Source organism: Flavimobilis soli, from assembly GCF_002564025.1.
Taxonomy (GTDB): domain Bacteria; phylum Actinomycetota; class Actinomycetes; order Actinomycetales; family Cellulomonadaceae; genus Flavimobilis; species Flavimobilis soli.
Genome location: NZ_PDJH01000001.1, coordinates 1,375,526 through 1,388,280, shown reverse-complemented (window position 1 = coordinate 1,388,280; position 12,755 = coordinate 1,375,526). Strand labels below are relative to the sequence as shown.

Genomic DNA, 12,755 nt, shown 5'->3' with positions numbered 1-12,755 from the left:
GTCGTTGTCTGTGAGCGCCTCGTGCGGAGGCTCGTCACCGACGCTAGGTCGACGAAGGTTGCGCGACGTTGCATCGCAGGACCTAGGTCTCTTGCGCAGCGAGGCGGCGCCGACCCGAAGGTCGACGCCGCCTCGCTGCTGCGTGCTCGGTCAGGCCGTGGGCGGGTTGTTCGTCGGCGGGACCTGGTGGTCGACGTCGTGCTTCTCGACGTACGCCGTGTGGCTCGTGTTACGGCGCTGCGACTGCATCGCGAACGCGAGGATCAGGGCGAGCGCGCCGACCGCCATGAGGATGTAGCCGATGGTGTTGATGTTGAAGACTTCCCACGCGTCGGGGCTGAGCCCGAACGCCAGGACCGCGCCGACCGCGATGAGGAAGATGCCTCCGCCGATACCCATGACTGCTCCGTTCCGTGGGACTGACTGTCCCTTCGAGTCTCAGCGGGGTCGGGGCAGCCCGCATCCCGAGATAGGTGATTCCACCCTGGCGGGGTGGTGCATATCGCGACACTACGCAGTTCACCCGGCCTTGGTGGGACGTTTCCCCCTGCCGAGAACACCAGAAACGTCTACTGTGAGATCCGGAGCCGACGCGTCGACGCGTCAGCGCTCATCGGGGATGCAAGGAAATCGGGGATCCATCATGAACCAGGGCAACGTCGTGCCCTTTCAGCAGGCGCTCGCGCGGCGCGCCGACGGGGCCGGGCGTCCCGTTTCCCGCCGCCGGTCAGCGGCGCTGAGCCGGTCGCGTATCGCGGCCGACGCGGCACTCTTCAACGCAGCGAGCGTCCTCGAGGTCGCCATGGGCGAGCCTCGGCACGTCACCTCGCGCAGCTATCCGCGCAAGCGCCTGGGCTGACCGGCGCCCGTCTGCCGGGCTTGCCTCGGCTCGTCTCGACGCGCCGGTGTCGTGAGCGCTGCGTCGAGCTCTTCGAGCCTCGCGACGACCGCAGCCCGCCGCGGTGACCGCGGCGGCAGGAGCCGCAAGCACTCGAGCCACACCTCGACGTCGTCGGCGCCGTCGCTCGTGCGCGCGAACGCGAGGAGCGTGTCGACGCTCGCGCCCGCGAGCAGAGACTCGCGCAGCTGTGACCGCACGACGTCGCGCAGGTGCGCCGGGCCCGGCGCCTCCGACGCAGGCAGGACCGGCCCCGTGTACGCGGCGAGCGCGATGCGGTGCGCCCCACGCTCGAGGAACGCCAGGACCTGGTGCGCGTCGACGTCGAGACGCCCACCGAGCCGGTAGGGCCGCGCGAGCGGCCCGAGCTGCGGGGCCACGTTCCGCAGAGCGCGCCGCAGGCGCACCATCTCCGCACGCAGGGTCACGACGGCGTCGTCGCGGCCGTAGACCGCGTCCGCGAGCTCGGTCGCGGACAAGCCCTCGGGCCGGTCCGCGAGGACCGTGAGGATCTCCGCGTGCCGCTGCGACAGGACCACCTCACCCGACGACGAGCGCAGCACGCCGTCGTCCCGGCCGAGGATCGAGAGCACGGGCGGCGCCGCCTGCGGTGTCCGGCGCGTCGACGCCGGTCCGGCCACGTGCAGCCGTGGCGCCGCCGGCACGAGCGAGGGGATCGACGCGCGACCCCGCGCGACGAGCGCGAGCTCCGCCTCGACCGCCGCAGCGGTCGCCTCGAGCAGCGGCAGCGTCACGGGTGCGACCGCCTCCTCGCCGCCGGTCACGTCGAGGACGCCGAGCAAGGCACCGGTCGCCCTGTCGCGTAGCGGCACCGCCGAGCACGACCACGGGTGCACCATCCGCGCGAAGTGCTCCTCGCCGCGGATCTGCACCGCGCGCCCGAGCGCGAGAGCCGTCCCCGGCGCGCTCGTCCCCGCCGCACGCTCGGACCAGTCCGCACCCTCCTGGAACGCGATCGCCTCCGCGCGGCGACGCAGCCTGCGGTCGCCGTCGACCCACAGCAGCCTGCCCGACTGGTCGCCGATCGCCACGATGAGGCCGGCGTCCGCCGCGTGCTGGACGAGCAGCCGGTCGATGATCGGGCGAGCCGCGACGAGCGGGTGCTCCGCGCGGTAGGCGCGCAGCTCGTCGTCCGCGACATCGACGACGCCGGGCACGGCGTCTGGGTCGAGCGCGAAGCCGCGCGAGCGCCGCCACGACTCCGCGACGACGCGACGCAGCGTCGCGTGATCGCCAGTCCTCGCACCGGGGCCCACAGGGTTCCTTCCGATCGTCGTTGGTCGGTGCGGCGAGGCTAACAAGCGGTCCGTGGACCTGCCAGGGGCGAAAACGGGCCCGGCGACGCCGTCGGCATGCGTTCCGGATGCCGACGGCGCCGCTGAGCAGGGCGGGGGTGTCAGTCCACGTCCCCGCGGATGTCGGCGACGAACCTCTCGCGCAAGGACTCGAGCTCGCCGCGCAGCTCGGCAGGGACGCGGCCGTCGAAGCGGTCGAACAGCTCCTCGGTCGAGGCGGCCTCGACGAGGCCGGCGTTCGGGTCGACCGAGAACAGCTCCGTGAGGTCCTGCTCGGAGACGTCCAGGCCGTCGAGGTTCAGGTCGTCGAGCCGCGGCAGGAGCCCGACGGTGCCGCGCACGGTGCCCGGGGCGTCGGGGCTGCGGCGGGAGTCGGTGCGCCGCGCGACCCACTCGATCACACGCGAGTTCTCCCCGAATCCCGGCCACAGGAAGCGCCCGTCCGCGCTCTTGCGGAACCAGTTGACCTGGAAGACGAGCGGCCGCTTCGACGGGTCGAGGCTCGCGCCGACGCGCAGCCAGTGCGCCCAGTGCCCGGCCATGTCGTAGCCGCAGAACGGCAGCATCGCGAACGGGTCGCGGCGCAGCTCACCGACCGTGCCCTCGGCGGCGGCAGTCTGTTCGGAGGAGATGGTCGCGCCGAGGAAGACGCCGTGCTCCCACGAGTACGCCTCGGCGACGAGCGGCACGTTGGTCGCGCGGCGCCCGCCGAAGACGATCGCGTCGACCGGGACGCCGGCCGGGTCCTCCCAGGTGTCCGCCATCGACGGGCACTGCGCGGCCGCGACCGTGAACCGCGCGTTCGGGTGCGCGGCCGGGCGCCCGCAGCCGGGGGTCCAGTCCTCGCCGCGCCAGTCCGTCAGGTGCGCGGGCGGCTCGTCGGTCATGCCCTCCCACCACACGTCGCCGTCGTCGGTCAGGGCGACGTTCGTGAAGATCGTGTCCCGAGCGATCGTGCGCATCGCGGTCGGGTTGGTCGACCAGCCGGTGCCGGGCGCGACACCGAAGAAGCCCGCCTCGGGGTTGATCGCGCGCAGCGTCCCGTCGGGTCCGGGGCGCAGCCAGGCGATGTCGTCACCGACCGTCTCGACCTTCCAGCCGGGGATCGTCGGCTGGAGCATCGCGAGGTTCGTCTTGCCGCACGCCGACGGGAACGCGGCGGCGAGGTGGTAGGCGCGGCCCTCGGGCGACGTCGCCCGGATGAGCAGCATGTGCTCGGCGAGCCAGCCGTCGTCGCGCGCCATGACGGACGCGATGCGCAGCGCGAAGCACTTCTTGCCGAGCAGGGCGTTGCCGCCGTAGCCGGAGCCGTACGACCAGATCTCGCGCGTCTCGGGCAGGTGCACGATGTACTTCGTGTCGTTGCACGGCCACGGCACGTCGTCCGGGTGCGGCGCGGGGATGCCCGACGCCGTCGTGCGGCGTGGGCGGGAGCTGTCCCGCTGGACGGGGAAGAGGTCCGCGAGGCCCGGCTCGTCGACGAGCGGACGCAGCGGCGTGCCGACGGTGTGGACGGCGGGGACGAACGGCGCACCTGCGTCGATGAGGGCGGTGACCTGCGCGCCGACGCGCGTCATGATGCCCATCGACACGACGACGTAGGGCGAGTCCGTGAGCTGGATGCCGAGCTGGGAGATGGGTCCGCCGACCGGTCCCATCGAGAACGGCACGACGAACATCGTGCGGCCCCTCATCGCGCCTGCGGCGACGGTGTGCAGCTCACGGCGCATCTCGTCGGGTGCGCACCAGTTGTTCGTGGGACCGGCGTCCTCCTCGCGCTCGGAGCAGATGAAGGTGCGCGACTCGACGCGTGCGACGTCGGACGGGTCGGAGCGGGCGAGGTAGCTGCCGGGGCGCTTGTCAGGGGCGAGGGGGAGGAGCGTGCCCGCCTCGACGAGGTGCTCGAGGAGCGCGGTGCGCTCCTCGGCGGAGCCGTCGCACCACACGACCTGGTCAGGCTCGAGGAACGCGGCGACGGCGTCGACCCACTCGCCCGCGGTGAGCGGGCGGCCGAGCGCGTCGCGCGGGGAGGGCAGCGTGCCCGGCGCGTGCGGCAGGTCGAGGCGGGGACGGTCGATGACGCTCATCGGTGGCTCCTGTCGTGTCCGGCGGGCGTCGGCAGCCCGTCCTGCTTCCACCTTCGCCGCCTTCCGAACGCGATTCATGGGCGCGAGCCTGTGAAGATCGGCGGATCTTTCGTTATCGTCAACGAATGGACCTCATCACGCTCGGCCGCCGCATCAGGCACTTCCGGACCGAGGCCGGTCTCACGCTCGACGACCTCTCCGCCGCGACCGGCCTCGCGCCGTCGCAGCTCTCCCTCATCGAGAACGGAAAGCGCGAGCCGCGCATCAGCGCGCTCGGTACCCTCGCCGCCGCCCTCGGCGTGGACGTGCCGGCGCTCTTGTCGACCGAGCCGCCGTCGCACCGTGCCGCGCTCGAGATCGAGCTCGACCGCGCCCAGCGGTCGACGACGTTCGGCCGGCTCGGCCTCCCCGAGGTGAAGTCGAGCCAGAAGCTCCCGCTGCCGGTCCTCGAGACGCTGGTCGGCCTGCACCGCGAGCTCGCCCGTCGCGACGCCGAGGCCGTCGCGACGCCCGAGGAAGCGCGCCGCGCGAGCACCGCGCTGCGCCTCGAGATGCGCGAGGTCGACAACTACCTCCCGGAGATCGAGGAGCTCGCCGAGCCGCTCGTCCGCAAGGCCGGGTACACGTCAGGCCCGCTCACGCACCGCGTCGTCGCGGTCCTCGCCGAGCAGCTCGGCTTCCAGATCCTGCACACGGACGACCTGCCGTCGTCGACCCGCACCGTCACCGACCTCGCGAACGGGCGGATCTACCTGCCGCCCGCCTCGATCCCGGGTGGTCACGGCCTGCGGTCCCTCGCGCTGCAGGCGATCGCGCACCGCGTCCTCGGCCACGAGCGTCCCGCGTCGTACGCGGACTTCCTGAGGCAGCGGCTCGAGATCAACTACTTCGCCGCCGCGTGCCTCGCCCCGCGCTCGACCGCCGTCGAGTGGCTCACCGTGCGCAAGAAGGAGAAGGACCTCGCCGTCGCGGACTTCCGCGACGCGTTCGGCATCGCGCACGACGCCGCGGCGCAGCGGTTCACCAACCTCGCGACCGCGCACCTCGGCATCCACCTGCACTACTGCCGCGTCGACGGCGACGGGACGCTCATGCGCGGCTACGAGAACGACGGCGTGCGCTTCCCGGCCGACGTCACGGGCGCGATCGAGGGTCAGACGGTCTGCCGCAGGTGGGCGGCACGGCAGGCGTTCGCGTCCCGCGACAGGGCGAGCGAGTACTACCAGTACACGGACAAGCCCAACGGCACCTACTGGTGCTCGACGCAGACCGGCACCGCCGAGAGCGGCGAGTTCTCGATCAGCGTCGGCGTGCCGTTCAGCGACGTGAAGTGGTTCCGCGGCCGCGAGACGACGCGCCGCATGACCTCCACCTGCCCGGACGCGGCGTGCTGCCAGCGCCCGCCCGAGCGGCTCGCACAGCGCTGGGGCGACGCCGCGTGGCCGAGCGCGAAGATGCACAGCCACGTCCTCGCTGCCCTGCCCCGGGGCACGTTCCCGGGCGTCGACGACGGCGAGGTGTATCGCTTCCTCGAGCGGCACGCCCCGGCCTGACGGCTCCGCACAACCTTCCTTGTCTTCGCGAGCGGCGCCCCGCTAGCGTGACGTGTCACGGGGGCACCGCGACGAGCGCGGACGCACCCCGTTCCCAGGGGGTACGGATGAGGCATCAGGCAAGCGGCATCACAGACGTGGACATCGACGAGAGCGCGGCGTCACGCCGCGGGACCGGATCGCCCGCGCGCCCTGCGGCACTGATGGGCGTCGCCTTCGTCACCGCGGCGGCTGCGCTCGCCCTCCTCACGTTCCAGATCCTCACCAGCCTGGCCGACCATGCGTCCGGCGACGCCTCGCTGACGTTCCCGGTCCGGGGCTGGCTCGAGTCGATCGGCGCCGGCGTCGAGACCGTGAGCATGTCGTACGTGGCACTCACCGACACGGAGTCGCGGCTCCACGCAACCGCGGATGTGCTCGAGCGCGCGTGGCCTGCCGCGCTGCTCGTTGCGGCATCGACCGCGCTCGTTCTCATCGCCCGCGGACGTTGCGTCCGCCGGGTCGCGGCGCGCACGCTCATCATCGTCGGTGCGTGGCAGGTCGCAGCGACCGTCGCGGCTGCGCTGATCACGAGCAGCGTCCTGCCCGACGTCGCGGCCCGGGTGCTCGGCACGGACGCCGGCTCTGCGCTGGACGCCGTCATGGCCGACCTCGATCGGGCGTCGTCACCCGTCGCCAACCTCTCGACGGGGCATCTCGCGCTGGGGTTCGCGATCATCGTCATCGGGCTGGCGGTGCGCCTCTGGGGCCGGGCGTCGCGCCCGGCTGAGGAGCTCGGGACGCACGTGCCGAGCTAGAGCCCTTCGTCGAGCATGCCGAGCAGGTGCTGGAGCGCATCGCCCACGCGCAGGCCGTCGTGCTCGTGCTCGTTGGTGATCCACGTGCGCACGTTGCCGACCTCGACGGCTGTCGCGAGCGACAGGTCTGGCGGCATCGTCGCCGCGGCCCACTCACGAGGGCATGCTCACACCCGGGCGATCCAGCGCCAGCAATGGTGAATCGCCCGAGTGGGGCATGTAGTGGTGAGGACTCTGCTGCTGTCAGTCCGACCCCTTGTTCCGAGTGGGACCTCGCTGCCCCCGCGGCCTTCCACTAAAGAAGACCGATATGAGCATCGATATGAGAGCGCCCGCCGTGAAGTACCCGTTCGCGGGGGATCCCACGGTGAGGAAGGTGGCAACAACCATCGCGCCGCATGTCACCATGGCCGCCCACCAGCAGATCGTCAGAGTCTTGGCGCTCATTTGCATCGTGAGTCCCGGTACTCGCCGACGTGGAGGTACTGGGGCACGACCGTCGTGCCGACGCCGATGTATCGCAGATAGAGGCACTTCTTGGGGCTAGAGTTCTCCGCCTTGCCGGCGTGGTATACCAATCGAAGCCCGCCAACAAGGCATGCCCCTGAGAGGACCGCACCCGCAGCTGCACTCGCGGGAGTCTTCGCCAGCTTGATGGCCCATGCCGTGCAGAACGCGCCAATGCCAGATGCTCCGCCGACCGAGTTGGCAAGGGTCTTGGTCTCTGCACGAGTGAAATGAATGTAGACGCCAATTCCGATCGATGCGTAAGGGTCTGCTGTGATCGGGTAGGTGAAATCGCCGGACCTGTGATCTATGACCTGGACCAGATTGTCACCGCTCACTTCGTACCGAGTCGGAACCTCTCGTCCGTCAGCGTCGCGCGCCCAAGGCGCCTCGATTGCTCCAATCGTCGCACCATGTCCGAGAACCAGCACAGAGCCGTCCTCTTGCGATTGGAGATCGGCCCCCACGAAACGGTATGTGTACCGTTCTTCTGCGCTTCGCCCCTCCAGCACTGAAAGAAGTCGGAACGATCCGTCAGCGATCCCCTGCACGGCGATCGAGGCGTTGTCGTCACTTTCAAGAACCACAGTTCCGTCGTCAGCCTGGCTGCCGGAACTTGATCGTACGAGATCTGGGAGCTCAACGGCAATCTCAGGAACTGATGGGTCTGCAGATGCGACCTCGATCTGGCCGTCGCCCTCAGTGGGGATTGTGATGCGGGTGTGAGTGCTGGACGCGCGGAACTTATCGCCCAATTCTGTCGGATCGATCAATGTGCCAACCTCGGGCGCTACAGTAGCGATGCTCTGGGCGACTTCATTGGCGGCGGCGTTTGGGTCGTGGGCCTGTGCGATGCCAGTGGAACTTATGAGAATCGCCGCAGCTGTGGCGAAGGTGATTGTCGTGCGGGTAGAGGTTGTCATCTCTCTCTCAAGTCGCCCCTCGTAGGGTCGGCTCGCTCCCCCTGCGGAGCGCACGGAATCAACCTAGCGTCGGACTTGAGGAACTTCTACCCTCTGTCCTCGGATCCTTGGAGAAGTGTCTTCGGCAACGTGCCTGCGGCGTGAATGGCGACTCGAGAGCGTGCAACCCCGCCGATGCTCCACGATGGCGCGGCCGGCGATCCCGGGAGCCGTCCAGGTACCCCCTGAGGCTCTGGCGTCGACGACGGCGAGGTGTACCGCTTCCTCGAGCGGCACGCCCCGGCCTGACGGCGCGGCGCTACAGCCCCTCGTCGAGCATGCCGAGCAGGTGCGGCAGCGCGTTGCCCACGCGCAGACCGTCGTGCTCGTGCTCGTTCGTGATCCACGTGCGCACGTTGCCGACCTCGGTCGCCGTCGCGAGCGACAGGTCCGCCGGGACGAACATGTCGTCGTGGTAGACCGCCGCGACGACAGGCACGTCGTTCGAGGCGAGGCGCTCGCGGTCGTACAGCTCGGGCCACGACGAGCGCGCGTGGAGCGCCTCGGTCGCCGCACGGAACGGCCGCAGCTCGGAGATCTCCTCGAACATCCAGGGCAGGATCATCTCGCCCGTGAGCTGGAGCGGCCGTGCGTCGGGTGAGAACTCGGGCGGCATCGTCGCGGAGGCCGCCCACGGCGTGACGGCGTCGCCGCTCGCGTAGATGGACTCGTGCAGCACCGCGTAGAGCGGGTTCGTGCGGAAGCCCGTCGCGGCTTCGAGCCCGGCGAGGAAGGTGTCGGAGAGGCGCTCGTCCGAACCGGGCGCGCCGTCGGGCAGGAACGCGTCGTCGAGCAGCCAGTGGATGCGGTCCGCACCGGCCTTCATGCCGAGGTCCATGCCGAGCGACTGCAGGCGGCGCACGGAGACGACGTCGCCGTTCGGCAGGCGCGTCTCGCCTGCGTCGAGCACGTCGGCGACGCGCGCGAGGATCTCCGCGTCGCCCGCGTGGCGGCGGCGCATCGCCTCGTTCTTCACCAGCGTCCGCGCCCACGTGTTCGTGTAGAGGGCCGTCGCGTCCGGGTGGATGCTCGCGAGGCCACCCGTCACGAGGCACGCGTCGAGCGCCTCGGGGTGCCGGGACAGGTAGGTGAGCGTGAGGAAGCCGCCGTACGACTGGCCGAGCGTCGTCCACCGGCGCCCGCCGTAGACCTGCCGACGCACGGCCTCGGCGTCGGCGACGATCGCGTCCGCGCGGAAGTGCGCGAGGTACTCCGCCTGCGCCGCGGCCTGGGCAGCCGGGTCCGAGCCCGCGCCGTCTGCGAGCGCCGCCATGGTTGCCGCGGTGACTGGTGTCGAACGCCCCGTCCCGCGCTGGTCGAGCAGCACGACACGGAACCGGTCGAGCGCCGCAGCCCACCAGCCGTCGCTCCCGAGCGGGCGCGGAGACCTGCCGCCGGGTCCGCCCTGCAAGAAGAGGAGGAGAGGCAGGTCGTCGCCCGCGCGGGTCGCCGAGACGAGCTCGCGCGCGAGCACCGTGATCGTGCGCGTGTCGGACTCGTCGCCGTGGACGAGCGGGACCGTCACGACGTGGTCGACGGCACGGATACCGGGCAGGCGGTGAAGGCTCATGAGCCCATGCTCCCACCCGCACCCTGACGAGATGCGATGGTCACGGCTGGCGCCACTCGCCACTCGCCACTCGCCGCTGTCGCGGGGACACCGGGCAGAGGAGCGGATGTGGAAGCGGCGGGACGAACGACGTGGGTGACGTGTCTCGCCCGATAGGCAACGATGAGGGGGTGACTGCGCCCGGCGACCCCGCGACTCCCCCCGGGGACCCGCGGCGCGACGACGCCGCCGGGGGCGACGACGCCGCCGGGGGCGACGAGACGCTGTCGTGGTCACCGGAGCCCGAGCCGACCGCGAACCCGGGCGTCCCCGCGAGCAGCACGCCTGGCGCGACGTCGTGGACTCCTCAGGACGTCGACGCGACCTGGGCCGCGATGGAGCGGCAGCTGCGGCAGGACGAGGACCTGGCCCGGGCGTTCACGCGGTACGACCGTAAGGCGGGTCGGGTGCGCGCGCGGCAGGCCCCGCCGGAGGCCTGGCGGGCGCCGGTGCCCGTGCGTGCACGGAAGGACAGCAACCCGCTCACCGGCTTCATCACGATCGTGATCGTCGTCGTCGCGCTCATCGTCAGCTACGACCGCTGGGGGACGGGAAAGGTCGACCCATCGCTCGCCGTCGCGCTCTCGGACCACGCGGCGATGCCGCGCGTGACGTCTCAGCAGGGCCCGCCCCCCGGGTTCGAGGAGCAGCCGGAGCGCCTGCTTCCCGCCGTCAGCACGGCGGGCCTCGAGGGCTCCTACGCCTTCCTCGACACGCACCACGACACGCCGGTGACCTGGTCGCCCTGCCGCCCGATCCACGTCGTCGTCGACACCGCCCAGGCTCCTGACGACTTCGTCGACTGGGTGAGCCACGTGCTCGCCGAGGCGAGCGAGCTGTCGGGGCTCACGTTCGTGCTCGACGGCCCGACCACCGAGCGCGTGAGCTTCGAGCGCGAGGCGTACCAGCCCGACCGCTACGGCGGGCAGTGGGCGCCCGTGATCGTCGGGTTCGCCGACGAGAGCGAGATCCCGGAGCTGGCAGGCCGCACCGCGGGACTGGGCGGGGCGTCCGCGCTCGAGGTGGGCGGCAAAGCCGGGTACGTCACGGGCGCCGTCGCGATCGACACGACGATGCTGGCCTACCCCCGATACGCGGGCGAGCCTGCCTACGTCCAGGTGCTGCGGCACGAGGTCGGTCACCTCCTGGGGCTCGACCACGTCGAGGACACGACAGCGCTGATGCACCCCCACGACTCGTCGCAGACGACCTGGGGCCCGGGGGACCGTGCGGGTCTTGCCATCCTTGGCTCGGGGGAGTGCCAGCCCACCCTCTGAAGCCGCCCGCCCCGGCCGGCTCCACCCGACCCGGACGGCTCCGCCCCGGGCCGGCTGGCCCCAGCCGACGGATCGCCCGGATCCCCACGTGACGCGTGCATCCGAGCGATCGGCCAAAACGCCCGGACAGACGGATCGCCCGCCTGCACACGTGACGTGTGCGGACGGGCGATCCGTGGTGAAGGCGGACTACTTCACGTCGTCGTCGACCCAGTCGAGGGTCTTCGTGACGGCCTTCTTCCAGAGGCGGTACTGACGGTCGCGCTCCTCCGGCTCGATCGTCGGCTTCCAGCGGCCGCCCTCGGCCCAGTTGTCGCGGACGTCCTGCTCGCCCTCCCAGAACCCGACGGCGATGCCGGCCGCATAGGCCGCACCGAGCGCCGTCGTCTCCGCGACCTTCGGACGCACGACCTCGACGTCGAGGATGTCCGCCTGGAACTGCATGAGCAGCTCGTTGGACACCATGCCGCCGTCGACCTTGAGCTCCTTGAGCGGGACACCCGAGTCGGCGTTCATCGCGTCGAGGACCTCGCGCGTCTGGAAGGCCGTGGCCTCCAGAGCCGCACGCGCGATGTGGTTCTTGTTGACGTACCGCGTCAGGCCGACGAGCGCACCGCGCGCGTCCGAGCGCCAGTGCGGCGCGAACAGGCCCGAGAACGCCGGCACGAAGTACGCACCACCGTTGTCGTCCACCTTGCGAGCGAGGTGCTCGATGTCCGGGGCGTCGTCGAACATGCCGAGGTTGTCCCGCAGCCACTGCACGAGCGAGCCCGTCACCGCGATCGAACCCTCGAGCGCGTACACCGCTGGCTGGTCGCCGATCTTGTAGCAGACCGTCGTCAGCAGGCCGTTCTCGGAGCGCACCGGCTCCGTGCCGGTGTTGAGGAGCATGAAGTTGCCCGTGCCGTACGTGTTCTTGGCCGTACCGACCTCGAAGCACGCCTGGCCGAACGTCGCCGCCTGCTGGTCGCCGAGGATGCCAGCGATCGGCACGCCGGGGACCATGCCGCGCGAGCGCCCGTGGCCGTATACCTCGGACGACGAACGGATCTCGGGGAGCATCGACATGGGGATGCCCATGTCGTTCGCGATGTCCTCGTTCCAGGTGAGCGAGTCGATGTTCATGAGCATCGTGCGCGACGCGTTGGTGACGTCGGTGACGTGCACGCCGCCCTCGGGGCCGCCCGTCATGTTCCACAGGACCCAGGTGTCGGTGTTGCCGAACAGCAGGTCGCCGCGCTCGGCGGCCTCGCGGGCGCCGTCGACGTTGTCGAGGATCCACTTGACCTTCGGGCCGGAGAAGTAGGTCGCGAGGGGGAGGCCGACGATGTCCTTGTACTTCTCGGGCCCGTCGTCACCGCCCAGCTCGTCGACGATCTTCTGGGTGCGGGTGTCCTGCCAGACGATCGCGTTGTAGACGGGCTTGCCGGTCGTCTTGTCCCACACGACCGCGGTCTCGCGCTGGTTCGTGATGCCGACGGCGGCGATGTCCTCGTGGGTGGCGTTGCCGCGCGTCAGCGCGATGCCGACGGCCTCGCGGACGTTGTTCCAGATCTGCTCCGGGTTGTGCTCGACCCAGCCGGCCTGCGGGAAGATCTGGTCGTGCTCGAGCTGGCCGACCGAGTGGATCGTGCCCTCGTGGGTGAAGAGGATCGCCCGGGAGCTCGTCGTGCCCTGGTCGATCGCAAGGACGTACTTCTTCGTCATGGTCCAGGTTTCCTTCGCGTGGTGTGCGGGAGTTCAGGTGTG

At 70.8% G+C, this 12,755-nt stretch carries 11 protein-coding genes; 4 read left to right on the top strand and 7 right to left on the bottom strand.

Translation table 11 applies throughout. The annotated features are described in order from the left end of the window. Positions 1-150: 150 nt before the first annotated feature. Complete coding sequence (locus ATL41_RS06315; protein WP_098457717.1) at positions 151-399, bottom strand: DUF6458 family protein; 249 nt, start codon at positions 397-399, stop codon at positions 151-153. Positions 400-643: 244 nt separating this feature from the next. Here ATL41_RS06315 and ATL41_RS06310 point away from each other — a divergent pair, with 244 nt between their 5' ends. After that, a complete protein-coding gene (locus ATL41_RS06310) occupies positions 644-859 on the top strand; it encodes a hypothetical protein (RefSeq protein ID WP_098457716.1) in 216 nt (71 codons plus the stop codon). Here ATL41_RS06310 and ATL41_RS06305 read toward each other — a convergent pair. Beyond that, on the bottom strand, positions 835-2,175 hold the full coding sequence (locus ATL41_RS06305; protein ID WP_169924502.1) for a GAF domain-containing protein: 1,341 nt from the start codon (positions 2,173-2,175) through the stop codon (positions 835-837). The genes ATL41_RS06310 and ATL41_RS06305 overlap by 25 nt on opposite strands. 140 nt (positions 2,176-2,315) lie before the next feature. Beyond that, a complete protein-coding gene (locus tag ATL41_RS06300) occupies positions 2,316-4,301 on the bottom strand; it encodes a phosphoenolpyruvate carboxykinase (GTP) (protein WP_098457714.1) in 1,986 nt (661 codons plus the stop codon). A gap of 125 nt (positions 4,302-4,426) precedes the next feature. On the opposite strand from ATL41_RS06300, the gene ATL41_RS06295 reads away from it, so the two are divergent. Together ATL41_RS06295 and ATL41_RS06290 are read left to right on the top strand one after the other, a co-directional pair. After that, complete coding sequence (locus ATL41_RS06295) at positions 4,427-5,854, top strand: helix-turn-helix domain-containing protein (RefSeq protein WP_098457713.1); 1,428 nt, start codon at positions 4,427-4,429, stop codon at positions 5,852-5,854. Between the two features lie 107 nt (positions 5,855-5,961). After that, positions 5,962-6,651, top strand: a complete 690-nt coding sequence (locus ATL41_RS06290; RefSeq protein WP_143556586.1) for a hypothetical protein — start codon at positions 5,962-5,964, stop codon at positions 6,649-6,651. Here the strand turns inward: ATL41_RS06290 and ATL41_RS13155 are convergent. The 3 genes from ATL41_RS13155 to ATL41_RS06280 form a co-directional block, all read right to left on the bottom strand. Beyond that, the gene (locus ATL41_RS13155; protein ID WP_169924467.1) at positions 6,648-6,788 is read right to left on the bottom strand and encodes a hypothetical protein; all 141 of its coding nucleotides are present in this window, start codon (positions 6,786-6,788) and stop codon (positions 6,648-6,650) included. The genes ATL41_RS06290 and ATL41_RS13155 overlap by 4 nt on opposite strands. Before the next feature lie 306 nt (positions 6,789-7,094). Then, positions 7,095-8,135: a hypothetical protein gene (locus ATL41_RS13025; protein ID WP_143556585.1), complete on the bottom strand. Its 1,041-nt coding sequence runs from the start codon at positions 8,133-8,135 to the stop codon at positions 7,095-7,097. Positions 8,136-8,379: 244 nt separating this feature from the next. Continuing rightward, positions 8,380-9,690, bottom strand: coding sequence for an alpha/beta fold hydrolase (locus ATL41_RS06280; RefSeq protein WP_098457710.1), 1,311 nt, complete (start codon positions 9,688-9,690; stop codon positions 8,380-8,382). Between the two features lie 170 nt (positions 9,691-9,860). On the opposite strand from ATL41_RS06280, the gene ATL41_RS06275 reads away from it, so the two are divergent. Continuing rightward, a complete protein-coding gene (locus ATL41_RS06275; protein WP_098457709.1) occupies positions 9,861-11,006 on the top strand; it encodes a matrixin family metalloprotease in 1,146 nt (381 codons plus the stop codon). Between the two features lie 189 nt (positions 11,007-11,195). Here ATL41_RS06275 and glpK read toward each other — a convergent pair whose 3' ends face one another. Then, complete coding sequence (gene glpK, locus ATL41_RS06270; protein ID WP_098457708.1) at positions 11,196-12,713, bottom strand: glycerol kinase GlpK; 1,518 nt, start codon at positions 12,711-12,713, stop codon at positions 11,196-11,198. Positions 12,714-12,755: the final 42 nt, after the last annotated feature.